The sequence below is a fragment of the Tenuifilum sp. genome, from assembly GCF_037481895.1.
Taxonomy (GTDB): Bacteria; Bacteroidota; Bacteroidia; order Bacteroidales; family Tenuifilaceae; genus Tenuifilum; species Tenuifilum osseticum.
On record NZ_JBBFKU010000006.1, the window covers coordinates 32523 to 50275 of the forward strand.

General features: G+C 41.7%; 15 protein-coding genes and 1 tRNA gene. 2 read left to right on the plus strand and 14 right to left on the minus strand.

Annotated elements, in window-relative coordinates; genetic code table 11:
• Positions 1-25: 25 nt before the first annotated feature.
• The 6 genes from WHS63_RS02855 to WHS63_RS02880 are packed head-to-tail and all read right to left on the minus strand — an operon-like array spanning position 26 to position 5891.
• Positions 26-865 carry an enoyl-ACP reductase FabI gene (locus tag WHS63_RS02855; RefSeq protein WP_445198625.1) on the minus strand — a complete coding sequence of 280 codons (840 nt, stop codon included), beginning with the start codon at positions 863-865 and terminating at the stop codon, positions 26-28.
• A 58-nt stretch (positions 866-923) separates the two neighbouring features.
• Positions 924-2594, minus strand: coding sequence for a DNA repair protein RecN (gene recN, locus WHS63_RS02860; RefSeq protein WP_445203810.1), 1671 nt, complete (start codon positions 2592-2594; stop codon positions 924-926).
• Positions 2595-2607: 13 nt separating this feature from the next.
• On the minus strand, positions 2608-3519 hold the full coding sequence (gene porD, locus WHS63_RS02865) for a type IX secretion system protein PorD (RefSeq protein ID WP_445203811.1): 912 nt from the start codon (positions 3517-3519) through the stop codon (positions 2608-2610).
• Between the two features lie 5 nt (positions 3520-3524).
• Positions 3525-4733, minus strand: a complete 1209-nt coding sequence (gene coaBC, locus WHS63_RS02870; RefSeq protein ID WP_445203812.1) for a bifunctional phosphopantothenoylcysteine decarboxylase/phosphopantothenate--cysteine ligase CoaBC — start codon at positions 4731-4733, stop codon at positions 3525-3527.
• Entirely contained in the window at positions 4723-5061 is a 339-nt protein-coding gene (locus WHS63_RS02875; protein WP_445198629.1) for a DNA-directed RNA polymerase subunit omega, read from the minus strand. Before WHS63_RS02875 ends, coaBC begins: the two co-directional genes overlap by 11 nt.
• 14 nt (positions 5062-5075) lie before the next feature.
• Positions 5076-5891, minus strand: coding sequence for an outer membrane protein assembly factor BamD (locus tag WHS63_RS02880; protein ID WP_445203813.1), 816 nt, complete (start codon positions 5889-5891; stop codon positions 5076-5078).
• Between the two features lie 287 nt (positions 5892-6178).
• Here WHS63_RS02880 and WHS63_RS02885 point away from each other — a divergent pair, with 287 nt between their 5' ends.
• Positions 6179-7390 carry an aminotransferase class I/II-fold pyridoxal phosphate-dependent enzyme gene (locus WHS63_RS02885; RefSeq protein ID WP_445203856.1) on the plus strand — a complete coding sequence of 404 codons (1212 nt, stop codon included), beginning with the start codon at positions 6179-6181 and terminating at the stop codon, positions 7388-7390.
• 72 nt (positions 7391-7462) lie between these two features.
• Here the strand turns inward: WHS63_RS02885 and trxB are convergent, their stop codons facing one another.
• The 6 genes from trxB to WHS63_RS02915 form a co-directional block, all read right to left on the minus strand.
• Positions 7463-8458: a thioredoxin-disulfide reductase gene (trxB, locus tag WHS63_RS02890; RefSeq protein WP_445203814.1), complete on the minus strand. Its 996-nt coding sequence runs from the start codon at positions 8456-8458 to the stop codon at positions 7463-7465.
• A 278-nt stretch (positions 8459-8736) separates the two neighbouring features.
• Entirely contained in the window at positions 8737-8976 is a 240-nt protein-coding gene (locus tag WHS63_RS02895; RefSeq protein ID WP_445203815.1) for a hypothetical protein, read from the minus strand.
• Between the two features lie 348 nt (positions 8977-9324).
• Positions 9325-9936 (minus strand): hypothetical protein, encoded by a 612-nt coding sequence (locus tag WHS63_RS02900; protein WP_445203816.1) that lies wholly within the window; start codon positions 9934-9936, stop codon positions 9325-9327.
• Between the two features lie 688 nt (positions 9937-10624).
• Positions 10625-10701: transfer RNA gene (locus WHS63_RS02905), tRNA-Pro, on the minus strand.
• 74 nt (positions 10702-10775) lie between these two features.
• On the minus strand, positions 10776-11687 hold the full coding sequence (locus tag WHS63_RS02910; RefSeq protein ID WP_445203817.1) for a serine/threonine protein kinase: 912 nt from the start codon (positions 11685-11687) through the stop codon (positions 10776-10778).
• A gap of 15 nt (positions 11688-11702) precedes the next feature.
• Entirely contained in the window at positions 11703-13049 is a 1347-nt protein-coding gene (locus tag WHS63_RS02915; protein WP_445203818.1) for a phosphomannomutase/phosphoglucomutase, read from the minus strand.
• A gap of 253 nt (positions 13050-13302) precedes the next feature.
• Between WHS63_RS02915 and WHS63_RS02920 the strand changes: the two genes are divergently transcribed.
• Positions 13303-15423 carry a M3 family metallopeptidase gene (locus WHS63_RS02920; RefSeq protein WP_445203819.1) on the plus strand — a complete coding sequence of 707 codons (2121 nt, stop codon included), beginning with the start codon at positions 13303-13305 and terminating at the stop codon, positions 15421-15423.
• 45 nt (positions 15424-15468) lie between these two features.
• On the opposite strand, the gene WHS63_RS02925 is transcribed toward WHS63_RS02920, so the two are convergent.
• Both WHS63_RS02925 and WHS63_RS02930 read right to left on the minus strand, forming a co-directional pair.
• Entirely contained in the window at positions 15469-17121 is a 1653-nt protein-coding gene (locus WHS63_RS02925; protein ID WP_445203820.1) for a putative transporter, read from the minus strand.
• Positions 17122-17132: 11 nt separating this feature from the next.
• Positions 17133-17753 (minus strand): anaerobic ribonucleoside-triphosphate reductase activating protein, encoded by a 621-nt coding sequence (locus WHS63_RS02930; RefSeq protein ID WP_445203821.1) that lies wholly within the window; start codon positions 17751-17753, stop codon positions 17133-17135.

The following is a 17753-nucleotide window of genomic DNA, read 5'->3' on the forward strand; positions in this document are numbered from 1 at the left end:
CTTTTCAATTATTTATCCAAATACATTACTTACAGTCCTTGCACTCCTCAAGGTTTCGGTTGTAAACAGCCATGGCCCTGTTGCTCATACCCATGCTAGAGAATCCTCCATCGTTATAAATGTTTTGCATGGTGATTTTGCGGGTTAAATCGCTGAATAGGGTTATACAAAAATCGGCACAATCGAGCGCACTGGCATTACCCAAGGGCGACATACGATCAGAGAAATCGAGCAGGGCATCAAAACCCATTACTCCACCACCTGCGGTGGTTTCAGTTGGTGACTGCGATACCGTGTTGATACGAACACCTCGTTCCCGGCCATAGATATACCCAAAGCTCCGTGCTATAGACTCAAGCAGGGCTTTTGCATCGGCCATATCGTTGTAACCGTAAAGTGTACGTTGAGCTGCGATATAGGAAAGGGCTACTACCGAACCGCCATGGGTAATAGCATCCTTTTTCCAACAGGTTTGCAAAATTTTATGGAATGAAATGGCTGAAATATCGAGTGTCTTAAGGAAAAATTCGTAATCCAAATCGTCATAAGTTCTGCCCTTCCTAACGTTAGGCGACATTCCGATGGAATGGAGCACAAAATCAATTTTACCCCCAAAACGCTCCATGGTTTGGTCAATAAGGTTCTCCAGGTCTTGAATGTTAGTGGCATCGGCGGGAATAACAACCGTGTTCATTCGCTCAGCAAGCTCATATACATTGCCAAAGCGAAGTGCTACTGGGGTATTGGTTAAAACAACCTCAGCACCCTCCTCAAATGCGCGTTCTGCCACTTTCCACGCAATGGATTTTTCGTTTAGGGCACCAAAAATAAGTCCCTTCTTACCTTTTAGTAAATTGTAAGCCATAAATACATCGTTTAATTGAACTAACAAAGATAAACAAAGAAACCGGAAATTGGTTCAATTAACTTAAACTAACGTTTGATTTAAGCAGTTCCTTTGCATTCATGAGTGCAGCATCGGTAACCTTCTCCCCGCTTAGCATTTTAGCTATTTCCACTACCCTTTCATCGGGAGTAAGAAGCTTTATACCTGTAGAGCTTTGGCTGTTGGTTACCGACTTGTAAACCAAGAAGTGGTTGCTGCCCTTTGCAGCTATTTGCGGTAAGTGGGTGATATTGATTACCTGCATACCTTTAGCCAACTCGTATATGATGGTTCCCATCCTATCAGCTATCTCGCCAGAAACGCCTGTATCAATCTCATCAAAAATTATGGTTGGTAAACCGGTTGATTTTACCAGTAACGATTTTAGGCTAAGCATTAACCTGGAAAGCTCGCCACCCGATGCAACCCTAGAAAGTTCCTGGGGCTCGATTTGCTTATTGGCTGAAAAGTAAAAGGTGACCCTATCGGTACCCCAGGGTTGGAACTCTTCCAGTTTTTCGATACGAATCCTAAAAACAGCGTGTTTGATTCCCAACTGCTGAAGCAATTCTGTTACGAACTGCTCAACCTTAGGCGCAGAGCTTGTTCTAATCTGACTAAGGTTCTTTGACTTTTCCTGAAGCTTTTGCTCTAAGATCCTGAGCGATTTTCTCTTTTCATCCAGATTGAAGTCAATTTGTGCAATTTCATTTACTCTATTTTCAAGCTGATTTCGGAATTCAACTAGCTCATCAAAGTTAGCCAAACGGTGCTTGTTAAGTAAAGAGTAAATAAGATCGATACGTTGGGTTACGGTATGCAACTGTTCATCGTCAACTTCAACCTTTGAGTTGAGCAAGTCAATTTCATCGGCAATATCCTTAAGCTCTATACGGCAACTCTCAATCCGAGATATTAGGTTACCAGCCTGGGAGAATACAGATTCAATGCGCCGCAGGTTTGATTCAATCTCCTTTACTTTTGACAATACTGCAAGTTCGTCGGCATTAAGGGTTCCATAGGAGAACTCAAGAGCTGTTTTAATTTCCGATGCATGCGTAAGCTGTTTCTGAAGTGCTTCCAGCTCATCGAGTTCGCCGCTACGCAGGTTAGCAGCATTTAGCTCATTGAGCTGATGGGATAGGTAATCGAAATCGCGCTTTGCATTTTCAGCGTTAGCCTCTAACCTATCGAGCTCAGTTTTAAGCTTTCGAAACTCATCGTACAGCTGACGGTAATCGGTAAGTAAATCCCTTGATACAGCAAAGGCATCAAGTACATCGAGCTGAAAACGTGTGTTACCCAGTAAAAGGTTCTGATGCTGGGAGTGGATATCGATGAGCTTTTCGGTAAGTTCCTTGAGCTGGTTAAGATTAACCGGAATCTCGTTGATAAATGCACGTGATTTACCATTCTCACTTATCTGGCGACGAATGGTGGTAATATCATCATAATCAATATCGTTTGCCTCAAAAAATTCATTTAGGTTATAGTCTGAAATGTCAAACTCAACCTCAACAATGCACGACCTATCGTTATGTTTGAGTACCGATGTATCGGCTCGCTGGCCCTGAATCAAGGAAAGTGCACCTAACAATATCGATTTACCGGCACCGGTTTCACCGGTAATAATATTTAACCCTTGCTTGAACTCAATTTCAAGCTCATCAATTATAGCATAGTTCTGTATGTAGAGTTTACGAATCATGCTATTAGCGGTGTTACTGTGTATTCTGTTCTATTATACGCTTATACTTTGCAGCGTTGGGGTTGTCAATTTCTGTAAGGATATTTACCACACGAGCTTTTTCGGTTGGGTACGATTCTGAAAAAATATTGACAAGCTCCTCGTTTTTAGCATCAAAAAACAGCTGCAGGGCGAAAAGATAGGGATCGGGTTTCTCGCGGTAAACTCGCTGAAGCAAAGCAAGCGATTCGGCAATCTCAGCTCTTCCCTCAGCTGCCTTTTCGCTCATTACATCTAATCCCAGGCGGTGGTAGCGATAAAGGGCTTCGCGCAAGGGTTGATACTTTGGGTTTAGGAGATTCTCAATCATCCAGTACCTATTCTTTCTGTTTCCCTCATAGGCTTTCCAACCTCGTTCAACAGCATTTTGAGCATTATTTACAATGCGTTCGGCTTTCTGAAAGTACTCTGTTCCTCCTAGTTTTGAAAATGAATCGTAGTCCAGTCCTATAATGATATATGCGTAAAACGCAAGGATGGAAGTTAAGTTGCTGAGGTGTGATGATTCTGAAAACTCTAGCTTCTCGTACTCGCGATACCGAAAGTGAAGGTTATTATCCTGAAAATTGAGCATCGTAGTGTTGTACGATGTATTAAATACCGGTCGACGTGATTGTACCTGAATGGTTCCCTTAAACTCATCGGAGCCTAACTGCTCGGTTATGTTGAGCATGATGCTACACTCAATACGCTCATCAAATCCGTAAACATGGTTGGTCCACGGAGTGTTGTTCATGAACTCGTAAATGGCAGTTTGCATGTTCTGGAATAGCAGCCTGTTGGTACCCTGAATCCTTTGAGAGTTTACGGAGACATTGCATCGCAGTTCCTGCGAGTTTGCCACAAATGGTACTAATACTAAAAGTAAGCCAACAAACCTATTCATGCAAATCAGCCTTTATTCAACATTTCGTATACTGCATTAACAATATCGATTGCAACCATATCCTTGGGCTTTGTTTCAAAGGGAACTACCTGACCACTGCGCATGATAAAGGTTACCTTATTGGTATCGGTTCCAAAACCTGCACCAGGGTCGTTCATGGAGTTTAGAACAATCATATCAAGATTTTTCCGTTCCAGCTTTGCCTTTGCATTCTCAATCTCGTTAGCAGTTTCCAGTGCAAAACCAACCAGGAGTTGATAGCTCTTCTTTGCTTTACCAAGGTGAGCAGCAATATCGTTGGTGGGTTTAAGCCTAAGAACAAGGTCATCGGCTTCGCGCTTAATTTTTTGATTGGCAACATTTTCAAATGTGAAATCGGCTACGGCAGCAGCAAGAATGGCAACCTTAGCCTCGCCAAAAAGGGTGGTAGCTGCCTTGTACATTTCTGCTGCACTAGTTACCCTGTGTATGTTGATATTGGGGTGGTTGGGGTATTGCGAAACAGGTCCGCTTACAAAATCAACAATAGCACCCTGGCGAGCCAACTCAAGGGCAATGGCATTACCCATCTTGCCACTGGAGTGGTTACCAATAAACCGAACGGGATCAATATGCTCGTAGGTTGGCCCTGAAGTTACTAATACCCGAACTCCACTAAGGCGCTGACTGGTTAAAAAAAAACTTACAACCTGCTTAAGAATATTCTCGGGTTCTTCCATTCTGCCTTTCCCACTCAGGCCGCTAGCAAGCTCTCCTGTTGCCGCTTCAATAATAATATTCCCTCGAGACTGAAGCGTTGAGATATTCTGTTGAGTTGCTGGGTGCCTATACATATCCAAATCCATTGCGGGAGCTACCATAACCGGGCAACGGGCCGAAAGATAAGTTGTAAGCAACAGATTATCGGCTACTCCGGTAGCCATTTTAGCTATGGTATTGGCCGAAGCTGGCGCAATGATATATAAATCGGACCAAAGGCCTAAATCCACATGACTATTCCAATCGCCATTTTCAGGATTGAAAAAATCAACCAGAATAGGATTTTTAGAGAGGGTTGCCAACGTAAGAGGAGTAATAAACTCCTTGGCCAGGGGTGTCATTAACACTTTAACCTCGGCACCCTCCTTTACAAGCAAACGAATAAGCGTTGCAGCCTTATAGGCTGCAATGCTTCCGGTAACACCGATTAGAATATGTTTTCCTTTAAGCCTCACTCTCGGAAGTTTGATCTTCCTTAAACTCATAGTGCAGCTTTCCATCCAGAAACTCTTGTGCTGCTATGAGTGTAGGTTTGGGAAGACGCTCATAGAACTTTGAAATCTCAATTTGCTCACGGTTTTCAAAAACCTCTTCAAGGTTATCGGTATAGTAAGCAAATTCCTCGAGCTTACGGTTAAGCTCCTGCTTCATATCAATGCTAATCTTATTGGCACGTTTGGCAATTATCCGAACCGATTGGTAGATATTGCCTGTTTCCCTATCCAACTTATCCAAATCGCGGGTTACTGTGTTAACTGGTGCATTGATTTTCTTGATGTCCATAGCGATATTTATACTTAGTTTAAATTTTGCAACACTTTCATAGTAGCATCGTACATTTTTTTTGCCTCGCTCGAGTACTTTGAGCTAGGGTATTCACTGATAAAGGAGTAGTACTCATCAAGCGCATTCTGAAAACGTTCCCTTCGCTTGCTCTCAATACTATTATCGGCTAAAAGGTACGATGCTTTAAGTAGATGAAACATTAGCTCCTCGCGGTGCTTACTTTCAGGGTAGTCCCTTATGCTATTTCGAATTGCTACAATAGCTGCCTTGTAATCGCCAATCTTGTAGTAAAGCATTGCACTAAGGTACGATTTTTCAACCAGCTTATCGCGCAATTCAACCATTATCTTATTCACCTCGGCCTTATGGGAGGTATTGGGGTAACGATTGATAAATTCAGTAAAAGCCTCAATGGCCGCAAGGGTATTGGATTGATCCAGTTCAGGCCTTGGCGACGACATGTAGAAACAGTAGGCATACATGAATTCAGCCTCCTCGGTAAAAACGCTGCGCTGATAGTTTTTACGAAACATATCGAACTGATGACCTGCAAGCAGGTAGTCGCCCTGGTGGTAGTAACCTTGAGCCAAATAAAAATCAATGGTGTCGGCCCGGAATGTACCCTTATACACGCTTTGAAGCTGCTCAAGTAGGGTTACATAACGGTAATGATCTTTCTTTTTGTAGTACTCCAAGGCCATCTTGTATTTATACTCATAGTCCTTACTCTTAAGAACCTTCTCAAATCCACTACACGACGATAAAAGAACAATAATAAAGGAAAGCAATACAATTCTTTCAAACTTAAAAAGGCCCTGAATTTTCATAACCAAACCAATTATTATTTAATGCTTTGTTTTAAGCAGGCAAATTTATTCAAAATCTTTGTGAAAATTAATGTTTTTGGAATTACATGACCAAAAAATTGATGCCATTCGATCATAAAATTTGTTAATACACAGTATTACAGATGATTAGCAAATTATGTGAATAAATTTTATTACCAACAAACGCATTGATAGCAAATTTAGTATAGATTTGCTGAGAATTTGAGGTAACGAATTACTAACCAAAATTTTTTATAACCGTGGATATTTTTGATAAGATTAACAACATGGGCCCAATAGGCCAATGGCAGCAGTATAGCCATGGCTATTTTTCATTTCCAAAACTTGAGGGCGAAATTAAACCCCGCATGATTTTCCGCGGGAAAGAGGTTTTAACATGGAGCTTAAACAACTACTTGGGTTTAGCCAACCATCCTGAAGTTCGCAAAGCCGATGCTGAAGCTGCCGCAAAGTATGGCATGGCGTACCCGATGGGAGCCCGCATGATGAGCGGTCAAACCACCAAGCACGAGGAACTTGAGCAAAAACTTGCAAAGTTTGTAGGCAAGGAATCAGCTTACCTGCTAAACTACGGCTACCAGGGTATGGTTTCCATTATTGATACCATGCTTAACCGTAACGATGTGGTTGTATACGATTCCGAGTCGCATGCTTGTATTATTGATGGACTTCGCCTTTTCCCAGGTAAACGGTTTGTATTCCAACATAACGACATGGATAGCTGCCGCAAAATGTTGCAGCATGCAACCAAAACCGCTGAGAAAACCGGTGGCGGAATTCTCCTGATTACTGAGGGCGTATTTGGCATGGCCGGCGACCTAGGTAACCTTAAGGCTATTGTTGACATGAAGAAGGAGTTTAACTTCCGCATTCTGGTTGACGATGCGCATGGCTTTGGAACCATGGGTAAAACCGGTGCCGGTACTCCTGAACACTTTGGCGTACAGAACGAAATTGACCTTTACTTTGCAACTTTTGCCAAGAGCATGGCAGGCATTGGCGGTTTTGTAGCATCGAACGAAAAAGTTATACGCTACCTAGCCTACAACATGCGTTCGCAAATCTTTGCCAAGTCGTTACCCATGCCTATGGTATTTGGTGCACTTAAGCGTTTGGAACTGCTACAAACCCAACCAGAGCTCAAGGAAAACCTTTGGAAGGTTGTCAATGCGCTTCAAACGGGATTAAAGGAAATGGGATTTGATATAGGTAAAACTGAATCGCCAGTAACCCCCGTTTACATGAAGGGTGGAATACCCGAAGCAGCAAACATGGTTTTCGATTTGCGTGAAAACTATGGCATTTTCTGCTCCATGGTGGTTTACCCTGTGATTCCAAAAGGACAAATCCTGCTCCGACTTATACCTACTGCCGTTCATACCCTGGACGATGTTAAGGAAACTATAAACGCCTTCGCAGCCGTAAGGGAAAAACTGCTGGCAGGAAAGTACGATAAGGAAAAGATTGCTCAGATATAATAGTAATTACAGTAATTTAAAATAAAACCCCGTTTAAAACGGGGTTTTTGTTTTATTGAAATCATAGAGGCATTAAAAGTTTCGCTCCCCAAGATACCGTTCAGCATCAATGGCAGCCATGCAACCCGAACCGGCAGCAGTAATTGCTTGACGGTAATGCGGATCCTGAACATCGCCGCAGGCGAATACACCAGGAAGATTTGTTTTGGTACTTCCAGGTATAGTTTTTATATATCCCACCTCATCGGTTTCAATCCAGGGTTTGAAGATATCGGAGTTAGGGTGATGGCCAATGGCCAAGAAAAATCCGGAAATATCAATTTTAACATCCTCGCCGGTCTTTGTGTTGGTAAGTATTACTCCGTTTACCCCACTTTGGTCACCCACAATCTCTTTTGTTACGTGCTCAAACATAACGGTGATGTTGGGTGTGTTGAAAACCCTATCCTGCATTGCCTTTGATGCTCTTAGGAAGGGTTTACGGACAATCATGTAAACCTTGTTGCACAGTCCAGCCAGGTAGGTAGCCTCTTCACAGGCCGTATCGCCACCCCCAACTACAGCAACGTCCTTTCCACGGTAAAAGAACCCATCGCATGTGGCACAAGCCGAAACCCCCATGCCCTTGAACTTTTCTTCCGATTCAAGACCAAGGTACTTTGCTGTTGCTCCTGTTGCAATGATTAGAGCATCGGTTTCAATTACCTTCTCATCATCTATAACAACCCTGTAGGGTTGCTTGGATAGATCGGTGGAAGTTGCTATACCAAACCTCACATCGGTACCAAAACGCATTGCCTGTTTTTTGAGGTCTTCCATCATTTCGGTACCAGTAATACCCTCGGGGTAACCGGGAAAATTCTCAATTTCCGTTGTGGTAGTTAGCTGTCCGCCGGGCTGGATACCCTCGTATAGAACAGGCTTGAGGTTGGCTCTTGCTGCATATATTGCAGCAGTATAGCCTGCAGGCCCTGAACCAAGAATCAGAACCCGCACTTTCTCAACAGGCAGTTCCTTGCCTGCTGATTCCTTAGCATCATCGGTGCTTAGTGATTTAAATATCGCCATAGCTATATATATTTATTAATTTAGATATTTCAATTTGATGCAAAAATACTAATAATTTGCAATGCCTAAACAATTATTTAAATTGATTTTAAACAATATTTTTTGATGAATAAAGATAGTTATTATTTTTTGGCTATGAACTTTAGAGTATAAAGGATTTTAAAAATATATATCAATGTCGTTTAGTAATGGTTATTTGTCATGTTGGGTTCAAGCGTAACATTACGCTGTCGTGCTGAGTCCCGATTTATAGGGATAGACTTTGCCGAAGCATCTCATTACTCATTTTTCTTCAATCCTTTGAAGAGAACCCTCGACTTTGCTTGGGGTGACAAAAACCCTACCTTCCCTTCTGCTCCTTTGTCATGCTGAGCTAGCCGAAGCATCTCTTTACCTTTAACCCTTGTTGTTTTTTTGGGAATCGCATTTTGCAGTGCTTTTCTGTTGCGATGCAAAGCTTCACCTTTGCTCTTTGGAAAATACATTGCGTGCATCGCTACACATTTAAGAATACTCATGTTTTACAAATATTACGCCCCTACGGGGCGGGAAGCGTTGTTCGATATTCGTGAATCGTTGATCTTGAATATCACGTCACACGCTCTGTGTAACACCGTGTTACATTGTGTAACTCTGTGATACTTGCTGTTGCTCGTTTCATGAGAAGGATGTCATGTTGAGCGCAAGCGAAACATCCCATGGGGTCGATTAAAGATCCTTCGCTACGCTCAGGATGACAAATTACCTTAACTAAACGATATTGAAATATGCGTAACAAAAAAGCTGACAAGCTGCCTATCAGCTATAATTATACTTAGATACAAAAAACAGAGGTGAAAACCAGTGATACACCTTGTTAATCCATTCTATCGTTTTCTGCCAAACTCAAAACCTAAAGTAAACGATGCCGTTGAAAAGGTGGGTATATCATCCTTACTTAGCAAAAGGGTTTTAGGCCGAAAGGCAAAACCAAGGGTAAAGGCCGATTCAGACTTTTCAGTGTCTTGAATTGGGATAACATAGTTAACCTTAAAACCCAGACCCGCATATCCTGCGTAACCATCGTTTATAGTCTCAATACCCGATTCCGGCTCAAAGGAACGAGTCTGAAAAAGACCATAAATTCCTACGCCAATAAATAGGTTTACCTGATCATTGATACCCTTACTAAAGGGATTAATCAAAAAATCAACCCCAAGCAAGTTTTGAAGGGCAACGGCACTTACGGTATCGTTTTGGTAGTGAAAATTGCAGAGTGAGAAATCGTAGTTAAGCCTACTTTGAGCACCTTTTATGGAAAACCTATTAAAAAGGCCAAAGCTAAAGGACTTTCCAATGGAGTTTTTATAAAAATCGGGCTGGCTGGAGTTAAACATGTAACCATTCCCCAGGTTAGCATACATTCCAGTTATGTTTTGAGCCTTTACGCTAGAAAATGCGAAAGCACATAGGATTACAGAAATGAATAACTTCTTCATAGATCTAAATTTTTGTTTTACAAGCAATTAATTTTAACAAATAAAAAATTCAGTATTTTATGCTTATGCGTTTATCAATCTCAATAATAAAATAGTATAAAACGATTTTGATTTCAAAATCGACATAACTCTAGTTGAACAATACGCCTATCTGGTTATACAAATGTATTTCTTTTTCAAAAATATCCAAATCCAAAAATATTAGTTGTTCGTTGTTGGTTGTTCGTTGATAGTTGATGGTTGATGGTTGATTGTTGATGGTTGTTGGTTGAAGAGAGAGGGAAAAGACAACGCTTAAGGGAGCTGCAATGCTTGATTTGGCTGAAATGAATGAGGGAGAAAAACTCATAAAAGAAAAAGGAGGCTAGACTACCTCCTTTTTCTTCTTGGTCGGGGTGATCCGACTCGAACAATTTCGTTGTTCGTTGATAGTTGATAGTTGATGGCTGAAATTTGACCCGTCCTGAAAATAGCGAGGGAAGATATTTGGCAAACATCCATTATGGTTCACCCTAAACGATGTGTAAAAAGACTGCATGGAAAAGAAAAAGGAGGCATGACTGCCTCCTTTTTCTTCTTGGTCGGGGTGATCCGACTCGAACTCCACGACCATCCCGACCCACGTCGGGATGCGCTAGCCAACTGCAGGAAATGAAAAAAGGAGGCATGACTGCCTCCTTTTTCTTCTTGGTCGGGGTGATCCGACTCGAACGGACGACCACTTGCACCCCATGCAAGTGCGCTAGCCAACTGCGCCACACCCCGCCATTGTTTTGCGGTGCAAAGATACTGATTTTTTTAAATTACAATACAGCAGCAAAACTTTTTTAACATTTTGGCTAACTCTTTCCCAGTTGTTCAATATGATTTAACATCTCTAAAGCACTAGCATACCTAATACTTTTGGCCTGTTGCAATAAGGTTCTTAACTGGGTGCGGGTGTAATAGTGCGGTGGCTTGGGTAATTGAGCCTTTGATGTTGATTTTAACAATATGCTCATTAAATCATCAGCAACCCTTCGGTTCCTTGGTAAGGGTTGGGTTAACTGAACATGAATAGTTTTTAGAGGGTTACTCGCCACCCAAGGCTCGCTACGCGAAAATAGTGTCCAAAGCGTAACTCCCATTGAGTAAATATCGGTTTGAACGTCGATTAAATCCCAAAAATTGAGCACCTGCTCAGGAGCGGAATATATTAAACCAAAAGCAAGAGCTTTTTCATTGCTATGTAATGGCTCAGCAGGTTTGCGTGCTAAACCATAATCGATTATTCTAACATCGGAGTTTGCAATATTTTTGGGATCAGTTACAATGATATTCGATGGTTTAATATCGCAATGAATAAAACCCGAATCATGGATCTCTTGCAATGCACCTAATGCTTTGAAAGCAAGATGTAAGAGATGGTAGTAATTTAACTTACGATGGTATCGCCAGCGGGTAAGTTCCTTAAAACTAACACCTTCTATGTAATCGGTAATCAAGTAGTAAATGCCCTCCAATAGTATCAACTCGGAGGATAAGCCCGAGCATGCAGAGGTTGCTTGAGCCTCGCGCTCAATGCGCCAAAAGTAAGCGGAAGCGGAGTTAACCCAAGGGTGATACCGTTTTACAACAACTCTCCTACCCGATTGTTTTTCGGAGCCAATATAGGTAGAGCAAATTTCGCCGCTTGGCTTTAAAACAGATGCAGAATCGGCCAGATTTACCAGGTAAATTCCATGTTTACCTTTTATTTCCAGCCGATTCATATTTATATAAATGTATTAGCTGAATTTGGCAATAATTTCGCGCACCTTAGCAACCTTTTCCTCAAGCATTTTGTGGGTTTTAGCTTCAGCTATAAACCGTAGATAGGGTTCAGTATTTGAAGGACGAATGTTAAACCACCAATCGGGGAACTCCACACGGTAACCATCAAAATCGAACGAAGCAGTAGGTTGCTCCACAGAGGTAAAATACTCGCGAACAGCATCCATTGCTTCGCGCTTGCGCTCAAGCTTAAAATTGATTTCGCCGGAATTTGCATAGGTTTCGATTCGTGATATGAGCTGCGATAGCGATATCCCCATAGCTTTCATCTTGCTCACAACGTTTAGTATGAGTATGCAAGCCAGCATGCCGGAATCGGAATAGAAGAAATCGCGGAAATAGTAGTGCCCTGCAAGCTCGCCACCATAAATTCCATCAATCTCGCGTAGCTTTTTAGCGGCAAAAGCACGTCCTACCCTCCAGGTATGCATTGTTGCACCTATTGGTGATAAATACTCGCCCACAGCCTTGGAGGTGCGTATATCCTGTAAAACATTACCCTTTAGTCCTTTCTCCTCCAGAAAGTAGTGCCCTAATACGCCTATCATGAGGTCGGGAGAAATAAAGCGACCATTCTCGTCAACAAACATAACACGGTCGGCATCGCCGTCGAAAATGATACCCACATCGCAACCATTAGCCTTAACCAAATTCTGCAGGTCAACCACATTCTCTGGGATTAGGGGGTTGGCCTCGTGATTAGGGAAAGTGCCATCGAGCTCATCGTACAGGTAAATTGGGCTTGTGCCAAGAATATCCTTAATGATAAGTGCAGCCATTCCATTGGAGCAATCAATCCCGATTTTGAGGTTGGAATAATCGCGTTTAAAGCCGTTTAGGAATTGGATATACTCTGCTCTAATGTTATGCTCAATAACCTTCCCTTTGCTTGAAGCAGGAACAATAGGCTCACCGTTTTTAATCTTTTCCTCAATTACCTTAAGGCCGGTATCGTATCCAACAGGTTCAGCATTCTCCCGGGAAACCTTCATTCCATTATACTCGCGGGGATTGTGCGAGGCAGTAATCTGCACCGATGCATTAAAATTACCCTTTGCAGTGGCATAGTAAACCATAGGTGTTGTTGCCAAGCCAAGATCGTATACATCGGCTCCTGCATCGGTGATACCACGGGTGAGGTACTCGAATATTTCATCGGACGATTCGCGTGCATCGCGACCAACCAGTACACGGTTAGTTTTTAGCAGGTCAACCAAAAAGAATCCAACCTTATAGGCATCGTCTTTATTAAAATCCTTGTTGTATATGCCTCTAATGTCGTAGGCATGAAATGCTCCCATAATACATCATTTTTACCTGTTAAACATCTATTCACAGAGTGCAAAAGTAAAATAATATTCTAAACCAATTCATAAAAATAGTATCAACTATCATCAACCCAAAAATTAAAAAATTAGAGACAAAGTAAACTTTATGGGTGATATTAAATCGAAACATTACCTGGGTTGATAAAAATATAATCATTATTGCTAACTTTCGGGAAATTAAAATCAAACCTAAAAATCTGACTATCAATACTTAAACTTTTTAACGATGAAAAGAAAAGGTTTACTAATTCTAACCATTGGTTTAATGGGAACAATAATGGCATGCACCGGAAAGAAAGGTCCAGAGAATCCTTTCCTTGACGAGTACAAAACCCCCTTTGGTGTTCCGCCATTCGATAAAATTAAAGTAGAACACTATGAGCCTGCTATTGCTGAGGGCATTAAGCAGCAGCTGAGCGAAATTGATGCAATAACAGCTAACGCTGAAGCTCCTACCTTTGAAAATACCATCATACCGCTTGATTACAGCGGAGAACTGCTTGAACGAGTGGTTTTAACCATGGAAAATATCAACTCTGCCAATACCAGCGATGAACTACAGGAGGTTCTTAAAAAGGTATCGCCCATGCTTTCGAAACATCGGGATGATATCAGCATGAATCCCAAGCTATTTGAAAGGGTTAAAGTCGTTTACGAGAACATGGCCCAAAACAATTACACCCCTGAACAAAAGTTGCTGATTGAAAAAACTTACAAATCGTTTGTTCGAGGTGGTGCAAACCTTGATTCAGCTAAGCAAGCCGAACTCCGTGATATTAACCAGAAGCTCTCACTGCTTGCCCTTCAGTTCAATGAGAACCTTTTAGCAGAAAACAATGATTACTTTATTGTGATTGATAAGGAAGAGGATTTGGCTGGATTACCCGAATCGGTAAAAGCGATGGGTGCAGAGGAAGCCAAATCGAGGGGAATGGAAGGCAAATGGGTTTATACCATTTACAAACCCAGCATGATACCTTTCCTAACCTATGCACAGAGCAAAGAGTTAAGGGATAAGCTGTACTATGGCTATTACATGCGTGGTAACAACAACAATGCTCACGATAATAAGAATATAATAAAGCAAATAGTGGAGTTACGCCAGAAAAAAGCAGAACTTTTAGGTTACCCTACCCATGCTCACTACGTTTTAGATGTTAACATGGCCAAAGTACCTGAAAATGTTTATAACCTCTTGAACAAACTCTGGGAACCAGCACTTAAAAGAGCTAAAGCTGAGCGTGACGATATGCAGAAACTAGCCAAAGCCGAAGGTGCAAAATTTAAAATTGGTCCTGCCGATTGGTGGTACTATGCCGAAAAGGTGCGTAAGGCAAAATATGATTTGGACGAAGAAATGCTCCGCCCATACCTATCGCTCGATGCTGTTCGTTCAGGGATTTTCAACCTCACTGAAAAACTTTACGGCTTGAAGTATGTAAAGCGTACCGACCTACCAGTATATCACCCTGAATGCGAGGTTTACGAGGTTCAGGAAGCCGATGGTAAGCATGTTGGCATACTATACCTCGACTTCTTCCCCCGTGAAAGCAAATCGGTTGGAGCTTGGTGTACCGAGTACCGCAGCCAACGTATAATGCCCGATGGTAAGTTTATTTCACCGGTAGTATCGATAGTATGTAACTTTAGCAAACCAACAGGAAACACACCAGCACTCCTCAGCTATGACGAAGCTGAAACCTTCTACCATGAGTTTGGGCATGCATTACATGCGCTTTTTAGTAAGGTGCAGTACCCTGGCCTACGCAACGTGCCCCGCGATTTTGTTGAGTTACCTAGCCAGATCATGGAACATTGGGCTGGCCATAAACAATACCTGAAAGAGTATGCACGCCACTACCAAACCGGAGAGCCCATGCCCGATGAGCTAATCAATAAGATTGAAGCTAGCGGACATTTTAACCAGGGTTTTGCCACAACCGAGTATTTAGCAGCATCGATCCTCGACATGGATTACCACACCCTAACGGCTGATAAGGCAAAGATTGAAGATGTAGTAGCCTTTGAAAAAGCCTCTATGGACAAGATCGGGCTGATACCAGAGATATGGCCCCGTTACCGCAGCACATACTTTGCACATATATTTAGCGATGTTATGGGTTACTCAAGCGGTTACTACTCATACATTTGGGCTGAGGTACTCGATAGCGATGCTTTTGAAGCATTTGTTGAAAGCGGCGATATTTTCAACAAAGAAATTGCTGGCAAGTTCCGCACTTGCGTTCTTGAAAAGGGTGGTTCAAAGGATGCCATGGAGCTGTATAAGGATTTCCGTGGTAAAGAGCCTAGCATTGAACCTCTTCTTAAGAATAGGGGTTTAAAGTAAACTGTGATAAATGAGAAAAAGCAGCCGTGAATGGCTGCTTTTTTGTTATAGGAAGATTAAAACCTGCGCCAGCACAATTCGCAAAATCATAGTAAGGGGGTAAACAGTAGCATAAGCTGCTGATTGTGCATTGGAAGGGTACATTCCGTTAGCAAACTCCAATGCTGGAGGATCGGTCATAGAACCGGCAAGGGCTCCCATTATTTCCAAAAAATTAATTCCTATCATCCTTGCAATACTCCCAACAAGTAATACTGGGATAATAGTGATTAACACTCCATAACCCATAATCCTTAATCCCCCTGCCATAAAAGCATCAACAAAGCCTGCGCCAGATCCAATTCCCACGCAAGCAAGGAAAAGTATAATGCCAAATTCTCGGAGAAAAGCGTTTGCTCCTGGGCTTATGTAGGTATGTAGCCTCCAGATACGTCCCTTATACCCAAAAAAGATTGCTATAAGCAAAGGCCCACCTGCAAGACCTAGTTTAGCAGGCGAAGGTAGGCCAGGTATAAATATGGGTATGCTACCCACTAAAACACCTAACAAAATGCCTAAAAAGATAGGGAATGTATTTGGTGTAGTAAGCTCACGGACTGAATTCCCAAGTTCACTACGAATCTCTTCAAGCAAATCGCGCTTACCAACAATTCTTAACAAATCGCCCATTTCAACCACAGTATCAGGTGTTGGTAGAATTTCAATACCTGAGCGAAAAATGCGGGTGATGTTTGCCTCATAACGGCGGTATATTCCAATCTGCTCAATTGTTTTACCAGCTAATTTCCGGTTAGTGAATAGTACGTGAAACATAGCAAGGTTTCCGGGGAGACTTCTCTTTTCTTGTAGCGATACTTTTCCAACTTTGAGTTCAATATCATCGAAAAAAGTTTCAGGTGCTGCACCATAAATAATATCACCCTTTTCAATAACCAGCCTATCGGATGCAATCATCATATCAGCGTTCCGTCCAAGACGTGAAATAACCATTTCCCCGTGTAGTTTCTGTTTAATAAACCCGATAGTTTTGCCCGCAATGTTTTCATTGGCAACTTCAACCTTAATGCTCATTATTCGTTTATTGCTGATCTTGTGCTTAGCAGCATACTTTTCGCTTTCCACACTTAAGTTGACCTTATAAAGAAAGCGTAATAGGGTAATTCCAAGAATTAACCCAATAACCCCAAAGGGATAAGTAAGAGCGTAAGCCATACCAGCTTCGTTTGAACCATAAGCAATGCCCAACTCATTAAGTACTTGTTGGGCTGCTCCAAGTCCTGGTGTGTTTGTTACAGCACCACTCATTAATCCAACCGACTGCTGTGGAGATACACCACCAAAATATTTTACTACTAAAGCAATAGAAAAACCTAAAAAAACTATGCTTGTTGCCAAAATATTTAGTTTTAAACCGCTACTCCGAAATGTGGAAATAAAACGGGGGCCAATATCTATTCCAAGGGCATAAACAAATAGAATAAGCCCAAACTCCTTTACAAAATGCAACATCTCATGGTTCATACCCATGCCAAGGTTTGCAACAACCAAACCTGCAAAAAGAGCACCTGAACTACCAAGCTTTACGCCTTTAACCTCAACTTTACCAATTAAAATCCCCAAAGCAGCGGCAGCAGATAAGGTTATTAAGCTGCCAATAATGCTAGAACTATTAAGTAATCCCTCAAAAAAAGTTAACATAAACAATTAATTTAGATATAGTTAGCAAGTATCCCATTTTGAGTTCTTAAAGTATTTATTACTAACTCCGAACCTCTAAGAAATCTATTTCTTATTATATCAATATCTTTCTTAGAGTGATAATCAGGAAGCCAAGTTATCCGGAACTGATAATTAATGCCTGACTTCAGAATAATGCTTATAGTTTCATTTACATTTTTAACCATTTCTGTATCAGGCATTCCAATTATTTTGCTATAAAAACCGGGTTCAGGTATAGCTTTAACATCAAGTGCAATATAGTCGACCAAAGAATTTTTCAATAAATGCTCAACCATCACAGGATTTGAGCCATTGGTATCTAACTTGACTGAGTATCCAAGGGCTTTTACCTTCAATAAAAAATCAGGTAAATCTTGATGGATGGTTGGCTCCCCACCCGATACTACCACTCCATCGAGCCACCCTATTCGTTCTTCCAGAAAACATAAAGCGTTTGCTTCATCAACCATTTTTCTGGTTTTATGGGGTAGAACTAGCCAAAAATTGTGGCAATACCAGCAACGGAAATTACACCCGGCGGTAAATAAAACACATGAGATTTTACCAGGATAGTCAATTAAACTTTGATGTTGAATTGTGGCAAATTGCAT